We start from the raw sequence: 22,622 nt of genomic DNA on the forward strand, positions 1-22,622 counted from the left end.
GGCGCCCAAGTCTCGCATCGGCTACCGCAGGTGAACCGCTTGACTGCACCGCCCGCCCTCCGCACGATGACGTGGGCTCTCCCACCGGACCGCCCTCCACCGCGTCCGAAGGAGGCCCTGCCGTGATACCCGTGACCGCCGCCTCGGCGCGCTCGGACCAGGGCTCCGCCCCACCCCCGTCCACCGCACCCGGCAAGGGCCCGGGCCGCGCGGGGAGCGGCCACCGGGCGTGGTTCCTGGTGCTGCCCGCGCTGATCCCGATCCTCCTGCTCAGCGTCGGCCCGCTGCTCTACGGCATCGCGCTCGCCTTCACCGACTCCCAGGCGGGCCGCACCGACCCCACCCAGTGGATCGGGCTGCTCAACTTCCAGGACCTGCTGCGCGACACCCTCTTCTGGGAGTCCTTCCGGATCGGCCTGGTGTGGGCGGTCGCCGTCTCCGTACCGCAGTTCCTGCTCGCGCTCGGGCTCGCGCTGCTGCTCAATCAGAACCTGCGGTTCCGCTGGCTGTCGCGGGCGCTCGCGATCGTTCCCTGGGCGATGCCCGAGGTCGTGGTCGGCATCATGTGGCGGCTGGTCTACCACCCCGACGCGGGGCTGCTCAACGAGACGCTCGGCACCCACCGCGACTGGCTCGGCAGCCTGTCCACCGCCCTGCCCGCCGTCGTCGTGGTCGGCATCTGGGCACGCCTTCCGCAGGTCACGGTCACCCTGCTGGCCGGACTCTCCAATGTGCCGCGCGAACTGCACGAGGCCGCGGCCATGGACGGCGCCGGCGCCTGGCGCCGCTTTCGCGCCGTCACCTGGCCCGCCATCAGGCCCATCGCCCTCGCCATCAGCGCGCTCAGCTTCATCTGGAACGTCAACTCCTTCGCGCTGGTCTACGTCCTGACGGGCGGCGGGCCCGGCGGCCGCACCCGGCTGCCGATGCTCTTCGCCTATGAAGAAGCGTTCCGCTACGGCCAGTTCGGCTATGCGGCGGCCATGGGCTGTGTGCTGGTGGCGGTGGTCTCCATCCTGCTGGCCGTCCATCTCGTCGCCCGGCTGAAGGGAGACGACGACGCATGAGCACCCGCCTCACCGCCCGGCGCCGCGCGGCCCGCACCGGCCAGTACCTCGCCCTCCTCGGCTATCTGGTCTTCCTCGCCTTCCCGCTGCTGTGGCTGGTCTCCACCGCGTTCAAACCGCCGCGTGAGCTGGCGAGCCTCCACCCCGGCTGGATCCCCGACCATCCCACCCTCGACAACTTCCGCCAGGCGTTCGACGAGCAGCCGCTGCTGCGATCCGCCGGGAACAGCCTGATCGCCTCCCTCGCCGCCGCGGCCATCACCGTCGTCATCGCCACCCCGATGGCCTATGTGATGGCCCGGCACCACCGCTCCCCGCTGTCCCGGGCGGCCACCGGCTGGATCGTGGTCAGCCAGGCGTTCCCCTTCGTCCTGGTGATCATCCCGCTGTTCCTGGTGCTCAAGGAGGTCCGCCTGATCGACTCCCTCTCCGGGCTGATCATGGTGTACGTGGTGTGGTCCCTGCCGTTCGCCCTGTGGATGCTGGCCGGGTACGCCCGGGCCGTACCGCGCGAGCTGGAGGAGGCCGCGGCCGTGGACGGCGCGAGCAGACTGCGGACGCTGATCTCGGTGACCATGCCGCTGCTGGCCCCCGGCATCGTGGCCACCGCCCTCTTCGCCTTCATCACCGCCTGGAACGAGTTCTTCTTCGCCCTCGTCCTGCTCAAGTCCCCGCGGAAACAGACGATGCCGGTCATCCTCACGCACTTCATCGGCACCGAGGGCGTCGCCGACCTCGGCCCGCTCGCCGCCGCCTCACTGCTGGCGACGCTGCCCTCGCTCATGCTGTTCGCGGTCATCCAGCGCCGGATCACCAGCGGCACCCTGGCCGGGGCGGTGAAGCACTGATGCGCCGCCGCACGCTGCTGGCCGCGTCCGCCGCCGGGACGCTGTCCGCCACCGGGACCCTGCTCTCCGCCTGCGCGCCCGGACGGCGGCGGGCATCCGACGGCCGGATCACCCTCCGCTTCCAGTCCCTGGCCTGGCAGCAGGAATCCATCGAGGCCAACAAGCAGCTGGTGGCCGAATGGAACGCGGCCCATCCCGACATCCGGGTCGACTACGTCCAGGGCAGCTGGGACAGCGTCCACGATCAGTTGCTCACCTCCTTCGAGGGCGGCGAGGCGCCCGACATCATCCACGACGCCACCGACGATCTCGCCGACTTCGCCTACGGCGGCTATCTCGCCGATCTCACCGACCTGCTTCCCCCGCGGCTCAAAAACGAGATTCCGCCCCAGACCTGGCAGACCGCCACCTTCGGCGGTGCCGTCCACGGTGTGCCGTTCCTCCAGGAGCCGCGCGTGCTCATCGCCAACCGCGCCCTGCTGGAGCGGTCCCGGGTGCGGATCCCCACCTCCGAACGACCCTGGAGCTGGGGGAGTTCGAGGATGCCGCAAAGGAGCTGACCCGCGACGGGACGTACGGCGTGGCCTGGCCGCTCAAGGAGCCCGTCTCCGCGACCCTCAACCTCTCCCTGTCCACCGGCGGCAAGGTCTTCCACCGGGGCGCGGACGGCAAGGTCACCGTCCGGTTCGACGCGGCCGACCAGCGGGTGCCCCGCGTCATCCACGACCAGTTGGGCGGCGACCGCAGCGCCGCGCGGACCACCCTCGGCATGGGCGGCTCCGACACCCTCCCCGGCTTCTTCGGCGGCAAGTACGCGATGGTGCCCCTCGGCTTCTCCTACCGCCAGCAGATCGTGCAGCAGGCGCCCAAGGGCTTCGCCTGGACCGTACTGCCGTCCCCGGCCGGACCCGGCGGCGACCAGCGGCAGGGGGTCAGCCCCCAGACGCTGTCCATCGCCGCCGACAGCCCGTACCAGAAGGAGGCGGCCCACTTCATCGACTTCTTCCTGCGCCCACCGCATATGGTGCGGCTCGCCCGGGGTGACTGGATGCTCCCCACGGGCCTGACCGCGCTGCGGGACCCCGCCCTGCGCACCCGCCGGCACGGCTGGGCCACCGGCGCCGCCCTGGCCGGACGGCTGCGCCCGGCGCCCGCCCAGTCCGTGCGCGGCTATCCGGAGTGGAAGGACAAGGTGGCCACGCCGGCGCTGCAGGAGTACTACAGCGGGGCGATCGGGATGGGGGAGCTACGGGAGCGGCTGGTCGAGGACGGCAATCTGGTGCTCGCCCGCTACCAGCGGTAGGAGCCGCCACCGGCGGTAGGCCCTGCTCCCGGTGGCAGGACCGGTCACCAGTAGGGGACCCCCGCTCCCAACCGGCGGCATTCTTGCCGTAGTTGGGAATCGACAGGCGCCGGCCGGTCGCCGTGACGGCCTCGCCGTCCGGCGCACCTGGCCGTGCCATGGACCCGGTCCCCCCAGCAGACCGTTACCCCTCGGCAAAGGTTGTCCTTGTCTGGCCTTGTCTCTTATCTGAACAGTTTCTTAGCTTCAGATGAACTCCTTTCTAACGCCAGGAAGATCGCTCATGCCCCGAGACATACCGCCGCTCGCCGAGGTCCGCCGGATCACCGAGAAGAAGCGAGACGCGTGGTGGACCGTCATGCTCGTGGACCCGGTGGCCACACCGCTGGTCCGCTGGATCGCCAGGCACACCCGGGCCACCCCCAACCAGCTCACCTGGGGTGCGTTTCTGGTGGGCCTCGGCTCCGCCGCGTGCTTCGCTCAGGGCGACTGGAGATGGCTGCTACTCGGGGCCGCGCTCTACCACGTGAGCTTCATCTTCGATTGCATGGACGGCAAGCTGGCCCGGCTGACCGGCACCGGCTCGGTCTTCGGGGCCTGGCTGGACTTCGTCTTCGACCGGATCCGGGTGCTGGTCTGCTCGGTCGCCCTGATGGGCGGCCAGTACGCGCGCACCGACGACGTCCTGTATCTGTGGCTGGCGCTGGCCGTCGCGTCCCTGGACTCGTTGCGCTACATCGACTCGCTGGAGATCTTCAAGATCCGGCATGGGATGCGCAAGCAGATCAAGGCCCGGATGCGGGCGGCTCGCAAGGCCGAGAATCAGGCCGAGCTGGCCTTCATGGAGGACCTGCTGCGGGAGAACCCCGAGGCCGATCTGGAGACCGACCGCGACACGGTGGCTCCGTTGGAGCCGGTGGCGCTCCTGGAGACCACGGCGGCTGACACGGCACCCCTGGACGCCACGGAGGCCCCGCGCCGCCCCGCCGTCGTCGATCTGCACCAGGAGTTCCGGCGCCGCTTCCCGTGGTGGGTCCGGAGCCGGAACTTCCTGCTGCGCCACCGCATCCGCGCTCATCTCATCAGTGGCATCGAGTTCCAGATGGGTGTGTTCATCATCGGCCCGGCCGTCGACGCGGTGGTGGCGACGACTGTCATATCGGGTGCGCTGCTGCTCGTCTTCGAGCTGGCCATCATCTACAAATTGCTGCTGTCCACCCGGGACTTCACCCGCACCATCAACTCCTTCGAAACGGCGGAACCCCTTCGAGCCACCACCTCGGTCAGCTCCTGAGCCAGGACCAGCCACTGCTCCGGCGTCACATACGCCACCACCACGTCCCGCTCCAGCCCGGCCGTCCGGAACGCCCGGTCGAGGGCGCGGGCGGGGCAGATCCGGCGCAGTGACGCGTGGAGCGAGCCGCCGAGGCCGGTGAAGCCCAGCTCGACCAGGTCCGCGTAGGCGGACCGGGCCGCCGGGTCGGTGAGCAGCGGGCGCGGCCGCCGGGTCAGCCGCAGGATCGCGCCGTCGACCGCGGGCACCGGCCGGAAGGCGGCACGCGCCACCCGCCCGCACAGCCGCCACTCGACCTCCGGCCAGGACCGTACGGTCAGCAGGGACCAGCGGCCGTAGTCCCCGGTGCGCTTACGGGCGTACTCCGCCTGGGTGAGCAGCGTCGCGGAGGTCAGTTGGGGTGCCGCCCGCAGCGCCCAGGCCACGATCTCGGCGGTACGGGCGTAGGGCACGTTGCCGACCAGGGCGAACGGCTCGCGCGGCGGCGCCGCGTCCAGGAAGTCCTGGTGGACCACCCGGACCCGCGGATACCGGGCGAGCCGCTCCCGCAGCCGCGGGATCAGATGCCGGTCGATCTCATAGCTGATCAGCTCACGGCAGCGCGGCGCCAGCGCCTCGGTGAGCACCCCCTTGCCCGCGCCGACCTCCACCAGGAGATCGCCGGGCCCGGGGCGGGCGGCGCGTACGACGCGGGCGACGGCGCCCGGGTCGATGAGGAAGTTCTGCCCGTACGCGCGCCTGGCGCGGTCGCGTTCGGTACGGCGTGGGGTAGGGGGGTGGTGTCGATTGCGGGCCACGGCCACGGTCCTTTCGGAGCCGGGCGGGCGGCAGCAGCGCGGAACGGGCCCTGCCGCCCGTCCCGGAACGAGTGATTCCTGGACTGGCGGGGGCCCTGGCCGAGGGCGCGTGGGGGTAGGGGATCAGCTCACGGCGAGGAGTCAGCTCCACGGCGAGGAGTCAGCTCACTGCGAGGAATCGGCTCACCGCGAGAGACGATCGGAAACCGGGCGAGTCAGCGGCTCGGGCCGCTCACAGACTCTTGGAACACACCGGGCGCGTCCGGGCCGGCCAGGGCACCGGGGCCGCGCCGCGGGCGGCGGGTAAGCGAAGGAGAGAAGCGCGCACACGCCACCCCGGCACAGCCGCGGGTGTTGACGCGGGTGAACACGCCGATGCCGGGACTGCCGCCCATCGGTGTGCTCCTTCCGTGCGCGCGTACGCGAAACGACGCGTATGCGGTTCTCCGCCGTATCCCCGCACCGTAGGGACCGGGTACGGCCGGCCGCAACGCCTTTTTCCACCCGCGACGCCTCAAGACGCCGAACCGGCCACACGGTCCGAAGACCATGTGACCGGTTGGCGGTTGTGCGGGTGCTCAGGCGCCGCGGGCGCCCGGAGCGGTCAGACCCTGGCGTGCCGGGGCCGGTCGTCCGCGTCCGGCCTCGCGGGGGCACCCACCAGGGCGGTGAGCCGCTCGGCCGGGGCGGGCTCGTCGTGGGCGAGGTCCGGGAGCCACCGCAGCCACTTCGGCAGGTACCAGTTGCGCTCGCCGAGCAGCAGCATCACGGCCGGGAGGAGCACTCCCCGGATGACGGTGGCGTCGATGAGGACCGCGGCCGCGAGGCCCACACCCATCTGCTTCATGGACTGCATCGACAGCGTTCCGAAGATGGAGAAGACCGCGACCATGATGACGGCGGCGCTGGTGACCACGCCCGCCGTGGTCACCACACCGTGCACCACCGCGTCCTTGGTGTTCCGCCCGGCCAGGCGCGCCTCGCGGATCCGGGAGACCACGAAGACGTGGTAGTCCATGCTCAGCCCGAACAGGATCACGAAGAGGAACAGCGGCAGCCACGACACGATCGCGCCCACGCCCTCCGCACCGACCAGCCCCGCACCCCAGCCGTGCTGGAAGACCGCGGTGAGGATGCCGTACGCGGCGCCCACCGACAGCAGGTTGAGCACGATGGAGGTCACGGCGATGGTGAGCGACCGGAAGGACATCAGCATCAGCAGGAAGGCGAAGACCACCACGAAGGCGAAGACCGGGGGGACGGCCGAGCCGAGCTTGTCGTTGAAGTCCTTGGAGGAGGCGGTCGAACCGCCGATGGGGGCGTCCACCCCGTCCACCGTGCCGAGCGTCGCCGGGCGCACCTCGTCCCGCAGCACGTTCAGGCTCCGCTCGGCCTTGCCCTCGTCCGAGCCGCCGATCAGCGGGACCTCCACCACGGCCACGTTCTGCTCGCGGTGGACGGTCACCTCGACCGGGCCCTTGGAGGCGCCCTTCGCCACGGCCTCGGTACGGAACCGGGCGAGGGCGTCGCGCACCGGCGCCGCGTCGATGTCGTCCGCCTTCACCACCACCTTGGCCGGGTCGGACCCGCCCGGGAACGCCTCGTCGATGTGGTTGTACGCGGTCACGACCGGCAGCCGGTCGCCGAACTCCTGATCCATGGTGAGGTTCGCGGTGTTCATCCCCACGGCGGGGACGGCCAGTGCGATCAGGGCGCCACTGGCGAGGGCCAGCGACAGCTTGGGGCGGCGCAGCACCGGGCCGAGGACGGTGCGCCAGACCCGGCTCTCGCCGCCGCCGCGCCGCTTGGCGCGGGCCAGGAACGGCAACCGGCCCTTCTCCACCCGCTCACCGAGCAGCGAGAGCAGCGCGGGCAGTACCGTCACCGAGCCGACCATCGCCACCGCCACCACCATCAAGGTGGCGAGCCCCATCGCCTTGAACTCCGCGATCCCGGTGAAGAGCATGCCCGCCATCGCCACGATCACCGTGACACCCGAGACCAGGACGGCGCGGCCGGAGGTGGCCGCCGCGATCCGCAGCGCGGTCTGCGCATCCCGTCCGGCGGCGCGCTCCTCACGCTCCCGGCGCAGGTAGAACAGGCAGTAGTCGACGCCGACGGCCAGCCCCACCAGCAGCATCACGGAGTTGGCGGTGTCGCTCATATGCACCCAGTGGCTGACCACCGCCACCAGACCGGTGGTGGCCAGGAACGCCGTCATCGCGAGCACGACCGGCAGCAGCGCGGCCACCAGCGCACCGAAGACGATCAGCAGAATGCCCAGGGCCACCGGCAGCGCGGAGAACTCGGCCTGGGTGAAGTCGTCGCCGAACGCGTCGTCGAACGCCTTCTGGCCGCTGGCGTCGCCGAACTCCTCGATCCGCAGGTCCTGGTGGCTGTCCTGGGCCTTGCCCACCGCGTCCAGGACCGGCTGGATGTGCTCGGACGCCTTCTCCGGATCGCCACGCATCTCGAACTGCACCAGCGCGGAGCGCCGGTCGGCGGAGATGGTCTTGGTGTCGTACGGGGACCGGAGGGCGGTCACCTGGCCGGTGTCGCGTACGCCGGTGATCACCGCGTCGACCGCCTTGTGGAAGGCCGGGTCGTTCGCGGTGAGTCCGCCGCCCTTCGCCTGGATCAGCACGGTTTCCCCGGCTGCGGCGTCAATGCCCGCCTCGTCGAGAATCGTAGAGACGCGCCCGGACTCGCCGGGAACCTGCTCGCTGTCCGACACGTCCACCCGGCCGGTCATCGAGCCGACGGCCAGGGCGAGGATGACCAGCAGCACCCAACCCCCGACCGCCGCCCACCGGTGACGGGCGCTCCAACTGCCCGCGCGAGCGGCTATCCCGCGCGGCCTCTCCAAGCGGCCTGTGTCCGCCACGACATCCCCTTATGCCCTGGTGGCGGAACGTCCCCGCCACTCATGGATGACGCTAGGCCGCGGCGGCGGACCGACCCATCCTGCTGACCGGTGAACCCTCCGGTGGTTCCCTCCATCCGAAGAAGGGGGGACAGCCCTACCTTCCCGATCCAAGCCCCTTACACCTAAAGGGCGTTGACCTGGTGACCGAAAGCGCGGCGGGCGCGAGAACGTTGCCTATGTCACACCTCGTCGGGGATCTTGAATTGACCCGTACTCATCAGTCAGGGTCGTGTGAGAACCGGAGTGGCCCCAACACACTCCGGATCTTTCGCACTTACGGGCTCCGAACCGCGATCCCGGTGCGATTTACCCCCCACAACCGCACGAGGAGGAACCCTCGTCATGGCAGTTCACAAGCAGCGCAACGCGCGTCGACTCGGCCTCGCCGTAGCCGCCGCCACCGCCGTCACCGCCGGTGTCTTCGTGGCCGTTCCGGCCGGGGCCACCACCGCGAAGCCCGCCGAGGGCACCGTCTACGGCACCCAGTCGAAGAGTGCCGTGGACGGCAGCTACATCGTCATGCTCAAGGGCGGCAAGACCGTCAAGGCCGCCGCCGAGGGCAAGGACCTCGCCCAGCAGTACGGTGGCAAGCTGAGCCGCTCCTACGACTCCGCCATCAACGGCTTCTCGGCCAGCGGGCTGAGCGACACCGAGGCCAAGCGGCTGGCCGCCGACCCGTCGGTCGCCAAGGTGGTCCAGAACCACCGCTACACGGTCAAGGGCACCCAGGAGAACCCGCCGTCGTGGGGCCTGGACCGGATCGACCAGGAGGACACCGAGGGCGACAAGGCGTACAACTACCCGGACAGCGCGGGTGAGGGCGTCACCGCCTACGTCATCGACACCGGTGTCCGCACCAGCCACAAGGACTTCGAGGGCCGGGCCACGTCCGGCTTCGACGCGATCGACAACGATGACAGCGCCGACGACGGCAACGGGCACGGCACCCACGTGGCCGGCACCATCGCCGGAGCCGAGCACGGCGTCGCCAAGAAGGCCAAGGTCGTGGCGGTGCGCGTGCTGGACGACCAGGGCTCGGGCACCACCGAGCAGGTCGTCGCGGGCATCGACTGGGTCACCGAGAACCACGAGGGCCCGTCCGTCGCCAACATGAGCCTGGGCGGCACCCCCGACGAGGCCCTCGACGCCGCCGTGCAGAAGGCCATCGACTCCGGTGTCACCTTCGCCGTCGCGGCGGGCAACGAGTCCTCCGACGCCAGCCAGAGCTCGCCCGCCCGGGTGAAGGACGCGATCACGGTCGCCTCCAGCACCGACCAGGACGAGCAGTCCGACTTCTCCAACTACGGCTCGGTCGTCGACATCTTCGCCCCCGGCTCGGACATCACCTCCGACTGGAACACCGACGACGACGCGACCAACACCATCTCCGGTACGTCGATGGCCACCCCGCACGTCGTGGGCGCCGCCGCCGTCTACCTCAGCGGCCACCAGGACGCCAAGCCGGCCGACGTGGCGAAGGCGCTGACGGACGGCGCGACCGCCGACAAGATCTCCAACCCGGGCGACGGCACGCCGAACAAGCTGCTGAAGGTCGTCGAGTAAGCCCGAGCAAGGCCCAGCAAGGCTCATGCAGGTGAAGTGATCAGCTCCAGGGGCGCAGCCGGTCAGCCGGTTGCGCCCTTGGGCGTGCTGGACGCGGTTCGTGTGCTGGCTCGGTGGCCGAGGCGCCGGGATCCTGGTGTCAGCCTTCCAACTCGCGGCGCACGGCGTCGAGATCCAGGTCGACGGTGAATTCTCCGGCGACATCGACGGAAGCCTTGCCCGTGATGGTGGCAGCCTCGCGGTAGGTGTCCCCCTCCAGTTCGTGCACCACCACGCACAGATCTGGCTTCATCTCGACCCGCCAATAGGCGGGCACCTTCGCATGGGCGTAGAGGGCGGGCTTGAGGATGCGGTCGGCCGCTCGGTTGAACGGCGAGACGATTTCCCCCAGAAGCACGGCGGCGTCGAGAGGGGCGGCCAGCGTGCCGCGTGGGACGGCGGCGCGGTCGACGACCGCGAGGTCGGGGATGAACAGTCTGGATTCCCCCGTGACGTTCACTGCCTCGCCAGAGCGGAACGGCGCACCGGACCGGGCCAGGGCGACCTTGATCTGGCTGTGCAATGCGGAAGACACGGTCTGGTGGTCCCAGTCGGGAGCAGGGGACATCATGAGGACACCGTCCACGAGTTCGAAGCGGGCTCGTGCCGGATGCTCCGGGAGTGCAAGAACGTCCTCGACCGTCCAGGGGCCTTCGTGATCGTCGATTCGCGTCTCAGCGACGCTCATGATCGTCACCACCGCCTCCTCGTGTGTTCCTCGGCTCCAGCATGGCACGCAGCTCTGACGACCGCCGACACTTCCAGTCCGAGCCGTGAGGCGGCGGCCAGAATCCGCGAGGATCACCCACAGGAGTGAGTCGAACACTGAGCGATGGCGAACGGTCCGCTATGACCGCACCTGGACCGTGTCGCCCACCGCGCGTTCGCCCGTCGCGTCGGAGGTGATGTTGGCGAGCTTGCCGTCGACCGCCATGGCGGTGGAGCCGCCGCCGTCCAGGTTGAGGGCCTGGACGGCGCCCTGGGAGCGCATGAAGCGGGCGGCCTCCTCCAGGGTGAAGCCCTCGCTCACACCCGGCTGCCGGCCGTCCACCGTGGCCAGGATCAGCCGCCCCTTCTTGTCGAGCCCGGCCATCGTGCGGGGCTGCCGCACGTTGGACCAGGCGTAGCCGAAGGAGAGGTTCTTCGGGTCGAGGGTGCCCTCGGTGGCGGCGTCAACGGCGATACGGCCGTCCTTCACCAGGGTGGGGGCGGCGCTGACGATGCTGTCGTCGGAGTCGAGCCGGACCCGGCGGCCGGAGGTGTCCCGGACGACCTCCTCCAGCGCGATCCGCTCGCCCCGCCGGGCGTGGGCCGTCAGCCACTCGGACGCGGCGCCGATGCCCTGGAGCACGGAGCCCCCGGCCGGGACCGTGCCGCCGCGCGGGCCGGTGGCGACCACCCGGCCGTCGGCGTCGAGCACGGCCTGGGTGCCGGGCCCGGTGGGCAGCTCGGCGCGGAACCTCGGGGTGAACTTCACCAGGTCGTCGGCCTCGGAGCAGGTCAGATCCTGCCGGGGCAGCTCGGTCGGAGTGGCCCCGGGGCGGCCGCAGTTGCGCACCTTGCCGGGCACCCGGTTGATGCCCTGCACCGCATACGTGGACGACCCCGCCCGCGCCGTGACCGTGCTGGTCAGGTCGGCGATACGGGCCTGCCGGCCGCCGTCCGCGAGGATCAGCGCGGCCCGCGAACCGGCGCCCATCGACTCCAACTCGCCGTCGTAAGCGGCGATTCCGGCCATCGTGCCCTGGACGCCGTCGGCGTCGGAGGTGACGAAGAAGCCACCGTTGACGGCGATCAGGGAGTGGCGTTTCGCGGCGACCGAAGAGGTCGTCTCGCGGTCCGCCACGCTGCTGTCATGGGTGGCCGCCACGGTGCCGGTGAATTGGCCCGGGTCGATCACCGCCACATGGACGCTCTCCCGGTCGGCGGGCTGCTGCGCGTCGTAGCCGGTCCACTCCGCCACCGCCGTGAACCCGGCCGTGGCGACCTTCTCGCGCGTGCCCTGCGCCTCGTCGGAGGCCGCGTACGAGCCCACCCGCACCCGCCATCCCATGGTGCCGTGCGGCGTATCCGCGTAGGCGGGCCACACCACGCGCTCGACCCGCGGCTCGAACCCGGCGTCGCGCAGCCGCCCCGCCGTGGCGTCCGCCCAGGACCGCTCGCCCAGTGGCGCGGAGCCGGGCGCCTGCACCGTGACGGTCCAGACCGGCTTGGCGTCCGCGTCCTGAAGAACCCCGGCCCGCACCCGTACCCCCGGGGCCACCGCCTCCGTCGTCCAGGATGCGGTATCCGACGCCGCCTGCGCCGGGGGATGGATGGCCGCCAGTACCACGGCGGCCCCCAGCGCGGCCCCCATCCGAGTGCCCAGGCTCCGGCGGACGGTGCTCTCTTCGTTGCGCATGCCCGGAAGTCCAGCGCCGCCCGGGGGCCGGGCCGACACGCATGCAGGGCGGTCTGCGGAACGTACGGTGAACGGCCGGGGGAAGGGCCGACGGCCGCACCGCCCCTCGTGGCTACTGCCCGAGGTGGTCCAGCGCCCCCGCCTTGACGGCGCGTATGAAGGTTCTGAGTCGGCCCGGTGTGGTGGTGAGGGTTTCGGCGGGGGTGTCGCTTTCCCGAATCCGTATCTCACCGCCCGCCGCGGCGAGTTCGACACAGTCGTTGGTCTCACCGGGCCCGGAGAACGAAGACTTCCGCCATGTCATCGGCTTTTCCATGATCATGCCCTTCACAATTGCCGCATGATGGTGTGGATGAAGTCCTGAGATTTTTCCGCCGACAAGGAGAACGCCAGGGCCTTGTCGAGAAATACGCGATACCGCGCGAGCTGCGACTCCGCATCCAGCAGGATAGGGCCGTGCGGCACATCGATGTGTACGGTGTCCAGCCTCGGTACAGGGCCGTATGCGTAGAGCACGGGCGTCCCGGCGCCGCCGAATCCCTCCGCGTCGAACGGGACAACGCGTACGGTGACCCCGGGGCGCTCGCCTTGTTCCAGCATGAAGGCAAGTTGTTGTCGTGCGACCTCCCGGTCGGCGACGAGTGTCCGCAGGGCGGCTTCATGAATGACTGCTTCATATGCGGGAGGGGATGGACTGTCGAGCACCTCACGCCGTCGCATACGGAACGCGACCAGCGCCTCCAACTGGCGTGGTGACGGCTGGGGAACCCCGTACGCCATGAGAGCACGCGTGTAGTTGTCCACCTGGAGAAGCCCAGGGATGTAGACACCCTGGAAGGTGCGCAAACGGCGACATCGATGCTCCAGTTCGGCGAGATCCAGGGCTGCGTGCGCGAGGGTTCCCCGGTACTCCTCCCACCACCCCTTGTCGCGTTCCGCGGCCATGGCCGACAACTCGTTGATCAGTGCGTCGTCGAGGCAGGCGTAATGCGTCGCCATTCCGCGCAGCCGTTGCTCGCTGACGCCCGTGCGTCCCGCCTCCACATGGCTCATCTGGGCCGAAGTTGTGCCGACCCGCTCGGCCGCTTCTCGGGCGGTCAAGCCCGCCGCTTCACGCATCTTGCGCAGTTCGATGCCCAACCGCACTTGGCGTGCCGTGGGTTGACTTCTCACCGCCATGCCCGTCGCCTCCGACCTCTCGACAATCCGACAGGCGTTCGTTGTGTAGCTCTGTCGGCCCCCAACGTCTGCCACAAAGTTGTGGCGACCACAACTTTGTGGCGTACTTTACGTGATGCGCTCATCACGCGGCGGTGAGCGGCAGCCGAGGCCTACTGCGCCCGTGGAGGCCCGGATGGAGACACCGAACTCCCCAGAAATCTTCGGCAAGGAACTCTGCGACCTCGTCCTCGCCGTCGCGCCCAGGATCTTCGCCGTTGTCCAGGAGTGCGAGGTGCGCCCTGGTCTGAAAGACGGGTGTGTCGCGGCGTGGGGAATCGCCTTCGGTGAGGACCCCGTCCACGTGATCACGGCCGACGGCACCGGCCAGATGGTTCTCAACTCGCCGGAGCGCGCCCTTCGATGGTTCGCGCACGGCGCTGGTGAGGACGGCGTGACGGCAGGCTGGTGTGGCTCAGCCGGTCCGGAGACGCCACTTTCGACCACGCCGAGGCTGCTTAGCGCCCCGGTCATGGTCCATGGCCGACTGCCCGAATCGATAGGCTGCGGAGAGTTACCCGCTCCGGTCCGTAGCAGGAGGCAAGCATGTACGTAACGGACTTGGAGCTGTCCGGCGTCCGAGGGTTCCACGGTCACCGGGCGGCCCGGTTGCGATTCCCGCGACGTGAGGATGGCAGTTACGCGGGCTGGACCGTGCTGGCCGGGCGGAACGGCTCGGGCAAGTCGACGGTGCTGCAAGCCCTCGCGTTGGTTCTGCAGGGCCCCGCCGTCACCCATGCGTTGCTCAAGGACGCCGGTGACTGGATGACGCGAGGGGCGCGTAAGGCGGTCGTCGAGGCGTCGGTGGTCGGGCCGGATCATGTGGATGCCCGGTGGGTCAGCGTGGATGACTTGCCCCACGAGGTGTTTCCGGAGACCGGAAGTGTCCGCATGGTCTGGGAGCGGATGACCAAGCGGGGCGAGAGCCATGTGCGGTTGCGGCGCCCGTCCACGACGAGCGCCTTCGAACTTCAACGCAGGGCCGAGTCCGGACCGTGGCAGGAGACTCCGCAGGGGTGGCTGTGCCTTGGGTACGGCCCGTACCGCCGACTCGATGGAGGGCGCTCCCTGCGGTCCGCCGCCGGATTCGAGCGGGTCGACCGGCTGGCCACGCTCTTCGACGAGAACGTCTGCCTGGCCGAAGGTGTCACTTGGCTGATCGAACAGCATCTACGTGGTCTTGAGGGACGCCCCGGCGCACAGCAATTGGTAGAGGCGGTGAAGCTGCTGCTCGCGGACGGTTTGCTGCCCGATGATCACGAGGTGACCGGAGTCGACTCCGACGGCCTCTGGGTGGCGACACCGCGCGGCGTTCTGGCCCTGCGCGGCATGAGTGACGGCTATCGTTCCGTGACCGCACTCGTCGTGGACCTGGTGCGCCATCTGCACGGCGCCTACGGGGAACTTCGGATCGAGGAGCGTGGCGGACACCCCGTCATCCCCATGCCGGGTGTCGTACTCATAGACGAAGTCGACGCTCACCTGCACGTCAGTTGGCAGAAGCGGATCGGCCAGTGGATGAAGCAGCACTTTCCCGAGATCCAGTTCATCGTCACGACCCACAGTCCCTACGTCTGCCAGTCCGCCGAACCAGGCGGACTGATCCGGCTGGCCGCCCCCACGGAGGCACGGCCGCCCGAGGTGGTCGACGACGAGCTGTATCAGCGAGTGGTGTACGGCAGTGGGGATGACGCGATTCTCTCCGACCTCTTCGGGGTCGACTCGCCGTACTCCGAGCGGGCGGACGAGCTCCGGCGACGGCTGGCGGCCATGGAGTTTCGGGTGCTGGATGGCCAAGCTACCGAGGCGGAATTGGTCGAGTACCGCCGACTGAGCGCCCAGTTGAACAGCTCTCTGTCGGCGCGGGTAAGTGAAGTGGCCGCCCATCTGGGGCGTGAGGAATGATTCGGTTAGAACGGCCACCGCTCGACGGTCAGACGGTGAAACTGCTTGCACGAGCGCACGATCGCCTACCTGACCCTGGCCTCACAGAAGCTGTCGCCCGAAAGGCTTGGAAGGCGGCCAGTGGCACCCGCGACCGCGTAGCCATGGCCCTCCGCGCGATGGCCAGCGGGATCGAGCGTTGTATGTACTGCTCGGAGAGTCTTGGCACGGCCGTCGACCACTTCGAGCCGCTGAACCACGCCCCTCGCCGGGTGTTCGACTGGTACAACCACCTCCTCGGGTGCTCCTTTTGCAACTCGCACGCCAAGGGGGGCACCTTCCCGAGAGGCGAGGACGGGGAGCCACTGCTCATCGACCCCACGGCGGACGAACCGGTTTACATCATCTCCGGCTGTCCCTCTCCAGCGGTGAGTACCACTGTCTGACCCCGCGTGGCTGCGCGACCATCGATGTCTTTCAGCTCAACCGGGGTCCATTACGGAAGGGCAGGCTGGATGCGGTAGGCCAGTGCCTCGACACTCTGGCGAACTGCGCCGATCTTCTGGCAGTGGACGACAAGGCGGGTGCGCAGAAGCGCATGCTGAGACTGCGACGTCAGCCCCTCGCGGATGTTCTGCAGGAGTTACGGCGCCTCGCGGACCGGCCCTCGGCGGCCGTGGTGGTCGGAGACGAGGCCGCCCTTGCCGCCTTGCGCGCGTTGTACGGGCAGCCGGTGGCCGAGCCCGTATTCATTCCGCGGCAGACCGCGCGGCACGAGCCGGACTGCAGGTCCTGGAAGACCGCCCCGTCCTAGGCGCTGAGCAGCATCCGGCCCGCCCCGTGCGCCTCGTCGTAGCGGCGCAGCAGCAGGCGGGCCAGTTCCGGGGCGGGGCCCAGGACGGGGGCCAGGAGGTCGGCGCCCGCTGCCTCGGCGCCGTGGGCGATGCGGTCGGGGAGGCGGCCGGGGGCGATGACATAGGGGGCCACGGCCACCCGGGCGACGCCGTCCGCGCGCAGGGCGCGGACGGCGTCCTCGGTGCGGGGAAGAGAGGCGGAGGCGAACGCGGGTCGCACGGCGCACCATCCGGTGTGCCGCCACTCCCGCGCGATTTCAGCGATCACCGCGATCGCCTCCGGGTCGGTGGAGCCCGCCGAGGCCAGGACGACCCCGGTCGAGGGGCGGTCGGCGGGGCGCAGCCCCGCCTCGTGCAGCCGGCGTTCCAGGGCGTCCATGAGCAGCGGGGACGGGCCCAGGACCTCGGCCTGGCGGACGGACAGGCGGGGGTGGCGGGCCGTGGCCTCGCGCAGCACCGCCGGGATGTCGGTCTTCGCGTGGAAGGCGCGGGTCAGCAGCAGCGGGAGGGCGATCACCTCGGTGGCGTCCTCCGCGGCGAGGCGGGCCAGCACCTGCGGTACGCGTGGCGCGTTGAACTCCAGGAACGCCGCCTCCACCCGCAGCCCCGGCCGCAGCGACCGCACCCGCGCGCGCAGCGCGTCGACGGTCGCCGCATGGCGGGGGTCGCGGCTGCCGTGGGCGATGATCAGCAGGGTCGGGGCAGACATGGTGGCTTTCCGTTCCGTGGCTTTCCGTTCGGCGGTTTTCGTGCGGCGGGTTTTCGTGCGGGCGGTTTTCCGTTTGGCGGTTTTCCGGTCAGTGCTCTGCGGTCAGTGCTTTCCGGTCAGCGGGCGCTCGCCAGCAGGCCGCGGTTGCGCAGCACCCGACGCTCGATCGGGGCGAAGATCAGCAGCTCGATGGCGATGCCGACGACGAGGATCATGAGGATGCCGAGGAGCACCCCCGCCATATCGGAGTTGTTGCGCTGGTTCTCCAGGTACTGGCCGAGCCCCAGGCCCAGGTCCGGGGACTTGGCGATGATCTCGGCGGCCATCAGCGAACGCCAGGAGAAGGCCCAGCCCTGCTTGAGCCCGGCGACGTAACCCGGCAGCGCGGCGGGCAGCAGGATGTGCCGGGCGCTGACCAGACCGCGGGCGCCGAGGGTGCGTCCGGCCCGCAGGAAGAGCGGAGGCACCTGGTCGATGCCGGCCACCAGCCCGTTGGCGATGGAGGGGACCGCGCCCAGCAGGATGACGGTGTACATCATCTGGTCGTTCAGGCCCAGCCAGATCACCGCGGGCGGCACCCAGGCGACCGAGGGCAGCGACTGCAGCCCGGACAGGATCGGGCCGAGAGCGGCACGGATGAACTTCACCCGGGCGACGATCAGCCCCAGCGGGGTCGCGATCACCAGCGCGATGAGGAAGCCGAACAGACCGCGCGAGACGCTGGTCCAGACGATGTCGAAGAGCTCGCCCTGCAGCCAGAGCTGGCGCAGCGCGTCCCAGACCAGTCCCGGGTCGGGCAGCTTGTAGTCGTCGGTGACCTTCGCGACGACGAGCACCTTCCACAGGGCCAGGACGACGGCCACGGCCACGATGGGCGGCAGCACCTTCTGGACCAGCACCTCGACCGGTGAGACGCGCTTGATCTGCACCGTGTCCAGGGCGTCCAGACCGGCCTCCAGGCCCGCCAGGTCCTGGGCGTTGCCCGCATTCGTCTTCGCCGTGGACTTCTCCACGGACTTCTCTATGGACTGCCCGCCGCCGCTGCCGCCGTCGGCCTCGTCGACCGCGGTGCCGCGGGTGGTCTTACTGCTGGCCATGGCGGCGGATCTCCCCACGCAGTTCTTCGGTGATCTCAACGGACAGGTCGGCGACGGCCGAGTCCTCGATGCGGCGCGGCTGCGGAATGTCCACCGTCCACTCGCGGACGACCCGCCCCGGCCGGGAGGACAGCAGCACCACGCGCTCGGCCAGCCGGACGGCCTCGCGGACGTTGTGGGTCACGAACAGCACCGAGACGCCGGTCTCGCTCCAGATCCGGGTCAGCTCCTCGTGCAGCACATCGCGGGTGATGGCGTCGAGCGCGGCGAACGGCTCGTCCATCAGCAGCACGCTGGAGTCCTGCGCCAGCGCGCGGGCCAGCGCCACGCGCTGCCGCATACCGCCGGAGAGCTCGTGCACCCGCTTGCCGTAGGCGCCGCCGAGCCGCACCAGCTCCAGCAGCCGCTCGGCCTGCGGCCTGCGCTCGGCGCGCGGCACCCCGCGCAGCCGCAGCGCCAGCTCGATGTTCTTCCCGCGGTCAGCCACGGGAACAGGGCGTGCTCCTGGAACATCAGGGCCGGCCGGCCGCCGGGGACCTCGATGCCCCCCGCGGACGGCTTGTCCAGGTCGGCGATCAGATTGAGCAGGGTCGACTTACCGCAGCCGGAAGCGCCCAGAATGCAGACGAACTCGCCGGGCCGCACCTGGAGGTTGATGTCCTCGAGTACGGGCTGGGCCGCTCCGGGACGGCCGAAGGACTTGTGGACGTGGGCGATCGATACGGATCCGGCGGTGTCGGCGGGGCCGGGTGAGCCCGCCGCCGCGGCGTCCGCCCGGTCTTCCTTCTCGGTGGTCAGCGCCGGGGACATCCGGTCACCTCCTGATGGATGGGTGCATGCGTACGTGCGTACCGTGCGTACGGGGACGGACGGGCGGCTACTTGACGCCGAGACCCGCGTCGGAGACGGTCGGCTTGCCCTCGGCCTTGAGGACCTTGTTCAGCGGGGCCAGGTCGTAGATGCCCTCGAGGTCGGGCTTCTCCAGAAGACCCGCCTGGACCGCGTGGTCCGCCTCGGTGTTCAGCGTCGAGGCCAGGGGGTCGTCGATGGCCTGGATGGACTTCCACGCCGGGTCGATCACCTCGGCGGGCAGCGGCTTGCCGGTCTCTTCCTTGAGCGCCGCGTTGGCCGCGTTCTTCGCCTGCTCGGGGTTGGCCTTGATGAAGGCGTTGGTCTTCACCGAGCCGCGCAGCACGGCCTCGACGACCTTCGGGTGCTCCTCCAGGAACTCCTGCCGGACGATCACATTCGTGATCACGAACTTCTTGTCCGGCCACAGCGAGGACTCGTCCAGCAGCACCTTGCCGCCGTCGGCGACCAGCTTGGACGCGGTCGGCTCGGGCACCCACGCGCCGTCGATGGCACCGGACTTGTACGCGTCGGGGGTGACCTTGTTGTCGCTGCGGACCACCGACACATCGCCCTTGCCGCTCTGGGCGTCGACCTTCCAGCCCTTGCTCGCGGCCCAGTTGAGGAAAGCCACGTCCTGGGTATTGCCCAGTTGCGGGGTGGCGATCTTCTTGCCCTTGACGTCGTCGAGCGTCTTGATCTTCTTCGGGTTGACCACCAGCTTGACGCCGCCGGACACCGACCCGGAGATGATCCTGAGGTTGGAGCCGTGCGATTTCACATAGCCGTTGATGGCCGGCGACGGGCCGATCCAGCCGATGTCGATGGAGCCCGCGTTGAGCGCCTCGATCTCGGACGGGCCGGCGTTGAAGACGAACGGCGACACCTTCGTGCCGTGCAGCTCCCGCTGGATCTGGCCGCCCTTGCGCAGGCCCACCAGCGCGGTGGCGTGGGTGAGGTTGGCGAAGTAGCCGACCTTCACCTTGTCCAGACCGTCGATCTTCTCACCGCCGGCCGCGGGAAGGGCCGAGGCCCCCTCGTCGTCGGCCTTCTTCTGCGAGCCGTAGCCGCAGGCGCCCAGCGCGCCCATCAGCAGGGGAAGGACGGCCGCCGCCGCCAGGACGCGGGTGTGGCGGCGGGGGCGCCCCGCTGGTCGCGGGGGGAGCAGGGGCTCGGCAGACGACACGGAGGTGTTCCTCTCGACGGGCCGGGGCGGCGTCAGAGGACGCCCGGCAGATCAGACGGTTTTCGGCGGCGGTGCTGGACAGAGGCGGACTGCGGCGTCAGCGCGCACATCGTCCGACCCCGCCCTGACCGCTGCCGAGCGCCCCGCTGCCCACGCGGCCGCCCTCCTTGGCGAACGTCGAGAACACCTCACCGGCCATCGTCAGAAGTCCCATCCCTCGTCGTCCCGCGCGGCCTCGGCACCGTCGGCCGACGCCGCGAAGGAGTCGCCCGCCATCCCGGCGGTGAGCGTGGTGCCGTCGGCCGGGTCGATCAGCAGGAAGGAACCGGTGCGCCGCGAGTCCTCGTACGCGTCCAGCGCCAGCGGCTCGGACGTACGGAGCACGACCCGGCCGATGTCATTGGCGGCCAGCTCACCCGGCGCCGGGTGGTGCGACAGATCGGCCAGCGTCAGCCGCGACGGAATGTCCTTGATGATCGCCTTCATGGTGCGGGTGGTGTGTTTGAGCAGCACCCGGTCGCCCACGCGTAGCGGACGGTCGTGCAGATGGCAGACGGTGGCCTCGACGTCCTGGGTGGTCTCCGGGGCGTGGTCGCTCGGCGCGATCAGATCCCCGCGCGAGATGTCCAGGTCGTCGGCGAGCGTGACGGTCACCGACTGCGGCGCCCAGGCCACGTCCACCATCGCGCCCAGCGCGTCGATCCCGGTGACGGTGCTCGTCCGGCCGGACGGCAGCACGGTGACGGCGTCGCCGACGCGCAGCACACCGGAGGCGATCTGGCCCGCGTAGCCGCGGTAGTCGGGGTGCTCGGTGGTCTGCGGACGGATCACGAACTGCACCGGGAAACGCGCCGGGTCCTGGGAGGGGTCGGTGCCCACCGGCACGGTCTCCAGGTGCTCCAGCACGGTCGGGCCGCCGTACCAGTCCATGTTCGCCGACGGGGTCACCACATTGTCCCCGGCGAGCGCCGAGATCGGGATGGCGGTGATCTCCGGGACGCCCAGCGAGGCCGCGTAGGTGGTGAACTCCTCGGCGATGGCCGCGAAGACCGGCTCCGCGTAGTCCACCAGGTCCATCTTGTTGACGGCGAGGACCACATGCGGGACCCGCAGCAGGGCGGCGACCGCGGCATGCCGCCGGGTCTGCTCCACCACGCCGTTGCGCGCGTCCACCAGGACGACCGCGAGCTCGGCGGTGGAGGCGCCGGTGACCATGTTGCGGGTGTACTGCACATGGCCGGGGGTGTCGGCGAGGATGAACCGCCGCTTGGGAGTGGCGAAGTAGCGGTAGGCGACATCAATGGTGATGCCCTGCTCCCGCTCCGCCCGCAGCCCGTCCGTCAGCAGCGCCAGGTCCGGCGCCTCCTGGCCACGGCTGCGCGAGGCGTGCTCCACGGCCTCCAGCTGATCGGCCAGCACCGACTTGGAGTCGTGCAGCAGCCGCCCGACCAGGGTGGACTTGCCGTCGTCCACCGAGCCCGCGGTGGCGAACCGCAGTTGCGAGGTGGCCGCGGACCGCTCCACGGCGGCCGCCGCGGCCTGCTCCTCGGAGGTCAGATTGCTCGTCATCGTTAGAAGTACCCCTCGCGCTTGCGGTCCTCCATCGCGGCCTCCGACAGCTTGTCGTCGGCGCGGGTCGCACCCCGCTCGGTCAGCCGGGAGGCGGCTATCTCATCGATGACCTGCTCAATGGTCACCGCGTCCGACTCGACGGCACCGGTGCAGGACATGTCGCCCACGGTGCGGTAGCGCACCATGCGCCGCTCCACGGTCTCGTCGTCCTTCGGACCGCCCCACTCACCGGGCGCCAGCCACATGCCACCGCGCCGGAAGACCTCGCGCTCATGTGCGTAGTAGATCTGCGGCAGGTCGATCTTCTCGCGGGCGATGTACTGCCACACGTCCAGCTCGGTCCAGTTGGAGAGCGGGAAGACCCGGACATGCTCACCGGGGGAGTGGCGGCCGTTGTAGAGCTGCCACAGCTCCGGGCGCTGCCGCCGCGGGTCCCAGCCGCCGAACTCGTCCCGGAGGGAGAACACCCGCTCCTTGGCGCGGGCCTTCTCCTCGTCCCGGCGGCCACCGCCGAAGACCGCGTCGAAGCGGTTCTTGTCGATGGCGTCCAGCAGCGGGACGGTCTGCAGCGGATTGCGGGTGCCGTCCGGGCGCTCGCGCAGCCGGCCGTCGTCGATGAACTCCTGGACCGAGGCCACATGCAGCCGCAGGCCGTGCCGGGCGACCGTGTTGTCCCGGTAGTCGATGACCTCGGGGAAGTTGTGCCCGGTGTCCACGTGGAGCAGCGAGAACGGGACCGCCGCCGGGGCGAAGGCCTTGAGCGCGAGATGGAGCATGACGATGGAGTCCTTGCCACCGGAGAACAGGATCACCGGCCGCTCGAACTCGCCTGCCACCTCACGGAAGATGTGCACCGCCTCGGACTCCAACGCGTCCAAGTGCGCGAGCGCGTACAGGCCCGCGCCCTCTTCCGCGTTGATCGCCGTCACGGTCGTCATGCCGCGCCCCTTTCGTTCGCTCGGCTGCGGTAGTAGCTTCCCGTCATATCGGCGGATTCCTCGCCGTGGGCCCGGCC

General features: G+C 70.1%; 18 protein-coding genes and 2 pseudogenes. 8 read left to right on the forward strand and 12 right to left on the reverse strand.

Features of this window, described 5'->3' with window-relative positions; genetic code table 11:
* Nucleotides 1-122: 122 nt before the first annotated feature.
* The 4 genes and pseudogenes from BLV72_RS26820 to BLV72_RS26835 all read left to right on the forward strand — a co-directional run bounded on the left by BLV72_RS26820 (nt 123) and on the right by BLV72_RS26835 (nt 4,512).
* Nucleotides 123-1,067 carry a carbohydrate ABC transporter permease gene (locus tag BLV72_RS26820; protein WP_093465396.1) on the forward strand — a complete coding sequence of 315 codons (945 nt, stop codon included), beginning with the start codon at nt 123-125 and terminating at the stop codon, nt 1,065-1,067.
* Nucleotides 1,064-1,915 carry a carbohydrate ABC transporter permease gene (locus tag BLV72_RS26825; RefSeq protein ID WP_093465398.1) on the forward strand — a complete coding sequence of 284 codons (852 nt, stop codon included), beginning with the start codon at nt 1,064-1,066 and terminating at the stop codon, nt 1,913-1,915. The genes BLV72_RS26820 and BLV72_RS26825 overlap by 4 nt, the downstream gene beginning before the upstream one ends.
* Nucleotides 1,915-3,218 (forward strand): annotated as a pseudogene (locus BLV72_RS26830) (ABC transporter substrate-binding protein). Before BLV72_RS26825 ends, BLV72_RS26830 begins: the two are co-directional and overlap by 1 nt.
* A 283-nt stretch (nt 3,219-3,501) precedes the next feature.
* Entirely contained in the window at nt 3,502-4,512 is a 1,011-nt protein-coding gene (locus BLV72_RS26835) for a CDP-alcohol phosphatidyltransferase family protein (protein ID WP_093465399.1), read from the forward strand.
* On the opposite strand, the gene erm is transcribed toward BLV72_RS26835, so the two are convergent.
* Entirely contained in the window at nt 4,416-5,309 is an 894-nt protein-coding gene (gene erm, locus BLV72_RS26840) for an ErmE/ErmH/ErmO/ErmR family 23S rRNA (adenine(2058)-N(6))-methyltransferase (RefSeq protein WP_093465401.1), read from the reverse strand. The two genes, BLV72_RS26835 and erm, sit on opposite strands and share 97 nt — an antisense overlap.
* Before the next feature lie 604 nt (nt 5,310-5,913).
* Nucleotides 5,914-8,193: an MMPL family transporter gene (locus BLV72_RS26850; RefSeq protein ID WP_093465404.1), complete on the reverse strand. Its 2,280-nt coding sequence runs from the start codon at nt 8,191-8,193 to the stop codon at nt 5,914-5,916.
* Nucleotides 8,194-8,577: 384 nt separating this feature from the next.
* On the opposite strand from BLV72_RS26850, the gene BLV72_RS26855 reads away from it, so the two are divergent.
* Entirely contained in the window at nt 8,578-9,798 is a 1,221-nt protein-coding gene (locus tag BLV72_RS26855; RefSeq protein WP_093465405.1) for a S8 family peptidase, read from the forward strand.
* A gap of 139 nt (nt 9,799-9,937) precedes the next feature.
* Here BLV72_RS26855 and BLV72_RS26860 read toward each other — a convergent pair whose 3' ends face one another.
* The 4 genes from BLV72_RS26860 to BLV72_RS26875 form a co-directional block, all read right to left on the reverse strand.
* Nucleotides 9,938-10,525, reverse strand: coding sequence for a Uma2 family endonuclease (locus BLV72_RS26860; RefSeq protein WP_244321439.1), 588 nt, complete (start codon nt 10,523-10,525; stop codon nt 9,938-9,940).
* 159 nt (nt 10,526-10,684) lie between these two features.
* The gene (locus tag BLV72_RS26865) at nt 10,685-12,238 is read right to left on the reverse strand and encodes a phosphodiester glycosidase family protein (protein WP_093465408.1); all 1,554 of its coding nucleotides are present in this window, start codon (nt 12,236-12,238) and stop codon (nt 10,685-10,687) included.
* A 112-nt stretch (nt 12,239-12,350) separates the two neighbouring features.
* On the reverse strand, nt 12,351-12,542 hold the full coding sequence (locus BLV72_RS26870) for a DUF397 domain-containing protein (protein WP_342030673.1): 192 nt from the start codon (nt 12,540-12,542) through the stop codon (nt 12,351-12,353).
* A 23-nt stretch (nt 12,543-12,565) separates the two neighbouring features.
* Nucleotides 12,566-13,417, reverse strand: a complete 852-nt coding sequence (locus BLV72_RS26875; RefSeq protein WP_093465410.1) for a helix-turn-helix domain-containing protein — start codon at nt 13,415-13,417, stop codon at nt 12,566-12,568.
* A gap of 585 nt (nt 13,418-14,002) precedes the next feature.
* Between BLV72_RS26875 and BLV72_RS26885 the strand changes: the two genes are divergently transcribed.
* From BLV72_RS26885 to BLV72_RS26895, 3 genes are all read left to right on the forward strand, one after another.
* Nucleotides 14,003-15,361 (forward strand): AAA family ATPase, encoded by a 1,359-nt coding sequence (locus BLV72_RS26885; RefSeq protein ID WP_093465411.1) that lies wholly within the window; start codon nt 14,003-14,005, stop codon nt 15,359-15,361.
* 35 nt (nt 15,362-15,396) lie between these two features.
* A complete protein-coding gene (locus tag BLV72_RS26890; RefSeq protein WP_143059811.1) occupies nt 15,397-15,786 on the forward strand; it encodes an HNH endonuclease family protein in 390 nt (129 codons plus the stop codon).
* Between the two features lie 122 nt (nt 15,787-15,908).
* Entirely contained in the window at nt 15,909-16,154 is a 246-nt protein-coding gene (locus BLV72_RS26895; RefSeq protein ID WP_093465414.1) for a hypothetical protein, read from the forward strand.
* Here the strand turns inward: BLV72_RS26895 and BLV72_RS26900 are convergent.
* The 6 genes and pseudogenes from BLV72_RS26900 to cysD form a co-directional block, all read right to left on the reverse strand.
* The gene (locus BLV72_RS26900; RefSeq protein WP_093465416.1) at nt 16,151-16,903 is read right to left on the reverse strand and encodes a sirohydrochlorin chelatase; all 753 of its coding nucleotides are present in this window, start codon (nt 16,901-16,903) and stop codon (nt 16,151-16,153) included. The genes BLV72_RS26895 and BLV72_RS26900 overlap by 4 nt on opposite strands.
* A gap of 116 nt (nt 16,904-17,019) precedes the next feature.
* Complete coding sequence (locus BLV72_RS26905; RefSeq protein ID WP_244320977.1) at nt 17,020-18,000, reverse strand: ABC transporter permease; 981 nt, start codon at nt 17,998-18,000, stop codon at nt 17,020-17,022.
* A pseudogene (locus BLV72_RS26910) lies at nt 17,987-18,810 on the reverse strand (ABC transporter ATP-binding protein). Before BLV72_RS26910 ends, BLV72_RS26905 begins: the two are co-directional and overlap by 14 nt.
* A gap of 67 nt (nt 18,811-18,877) precedes the next feature.
* Nucleotides 18,878-19,939, reverse strand: coding sequence for an ABC transporter substrate-binding protein (locus BLV72_RS26915; RefSeq protein ID WP_244321440.1), 1,062 nt, complete (start codon nt 19,937-19,939; stop codon nt 18,878-18,880).
* A gap of 297 nt (nt 19,940-20,236) precedes the next feature.
* Nucleotides 20,237-21,604: a sulfate adenylyltransferase subunit 1 gene (locus BLV72_RS26920; RefSeq protein ID WP_093465418.1), complete on the reverse strand. Its 1,368-nt coding sequence runs from the start codon at nt 21,602-21,604 to the stop codon at nt 20,237-20,239.
* Between the two features lie 2 nt (nt 21,605-21,606).
* Nucleotides 21,607-22,545, reverse strand: coding sequence for a sulfate adenylyltransferase subunit CysD (gene cysD, locus BLV72_RS26925; RefSeq protein ID WP_093465419.1), 939 nt, complete (start codon nt 22,543-22,545; stop codon nt 21,607-21,609).
* Nucleotides 22,546-22,622: the final 77 nt, after the last annotated feature.

This window comes from Streptomyces melanosporofaciens, from assembly GCF_900105695.1.
GTDB classification, from domain to species: Bacteria; Actinomycetota; Actinomycetes; order Streptomycetales; family Streptomycetaceae; genus Streptomyces; species Streptomyces antimycoticus.

Bases quoted from the DNA above. Each gene is read 5' to 3' on its own strand.
- cysD (WP_093465419.1), bottom strand. From the start codon at position 22,545: ATGACGACCGTGACGGCGATCAACGCGGAAGAGGGCGCGGGCCTGTAC.
- BLV72_RS26870 (WP_342030673.1), bottom strand. From the start codon at position 12,542: ATGACATGGCGGAAGTCTTCGTTCTCCGGGCCCGGTGAGACCAACGAC.
- BLV72_RS26875 (WP_093465410.1), bottom strand. From the start codon at position 13,417: ATGGCGGTGAGAAGTCAACCCACGGCACGCCAAGTGCGGTTGGGCATC.
- BLV72_RS26865 (WP_093465408.1), bottom strand. From the start codon at position 12,238: ATGCGCAACGAAGAGAGCACCGTCCGCCGGAGCCTGGGCACTCGGATG.
- BLV72_RS26835 (WP_093465399.1), top strand. From the start codon at position 3,502: ATGCCCCGAGACATACCGCCGCTCGCCGAGGTCCGCCGGATCACCGAG.
- BLV72_RS26915 (WP_244321440.1), bottom strand. From the start codon at position 19,939: ATGGGCGCGCTGGGCGCCTGCGGCTACGGCTCGCAGAAGAAGGCCGAC.
- BLV72_RS26920 (WP_093465418.1), bottom strand. From the start codon at position 21,604: ATGACGAGCAATCTGACCTCCGAGGAGCAGGCCGCGGCGGCCGCCGTG.
- BLV72_RS26860 (WP_244321439.1), bottom strand. From the start codon at position 10,525: ATGAGCGTCGCTGAGACGCGAATCGACGATCACGAAGGCCCCTGGACG.
- BLV72_RS26825 (WP_093465398.1), top strand. From the start codon at position 1,064: ATGAGCACCCGCCTCACCGCCCGGCGCCGCGCGGCCCGCACCGGCCAG.
- BLV72_RS26905 (WP_244320977.1), bottom strand. From the start codon at position 18,000: ATGGCCAGCAGTAAGACCACCCGCGGCACCGCGGTCGACGAGGCCGAC.
- BLV72_RS26885 (WP_093465411.1), top strand. From the start codon at position 14,003: ATGTACGTAACGGACTTGGAGCTGTCCGGCGTCCGAGGGTTCCACGGT.
- BLV72_RS26900 (WP_093465416.1), bottom strand. From the start codon at position 16,903: ATGTCTGCCCCGACCCTGCTGATCATCGCCCACGGCAGCCGCGACCCC.
- BLV72_RS26855 (WP_093465405.1), top strand. From the start codon at position 8,578: ATGGCAGTTCACAAGCAGCGCAACGCGCGTCGACTCGGCCTCGCCGTA.